Genomic DNA, 347 nt, shown 5'->3' on the forward strand with positions numbered 1-347 from the left:
AATAACCCATTCTTTCGCCTTTTGCTTTAATCGCTCCCAAAGATTTTTTGATCCTTCTCCGTGGAAAAGGTTTTTAGCTAACTGTTGAGAAACAGTACTTGCTCCTCCTCCTCTACCGAGAGATAAACCTGCTCTTAATGTACCACGAGCATCAATACCTGAATGTTCAAAAAAACGTTCATCTTCTGTTGCTACAAGTGCATCAACAAGGTTTTGAGGTAAATCGGCATATTTTACAGGAGTACGGTTCTGAACGTAAAATTTACCTATAGTAGCCCCATCAGATGATATTACCTCTGAGGCTACATTAGAGTCAGGATTTTCTAACTCATCAAAGGTTGGCATCT

At 39.5% G+C, this 347-nt stretch carries 1 protein-coding gene; it reads right to left on the bottom strand.

Going from position 1 to position 347, the window contains the following annotated elements; translation table 11 throughout:
* The coding region (locus DC53_RS22825; protein WP_033032644.1) for a transglycosylase domain-containing protein at window positions 1-347 on the bottom strand (347 nt) is incomplete at both ends.

The sequence above is a fragment of the Pseudoalteromonas fuliginea genome, from assembly GCF_000690055.1.
Taxonomy (GTDB): Bacteria; Pseudomonadota; Gammaproteobacteria; order Enterobacterales; family Alteromonadaceae; genus Pseudoalteromonas; species Pseudoalteromonas fuliginea.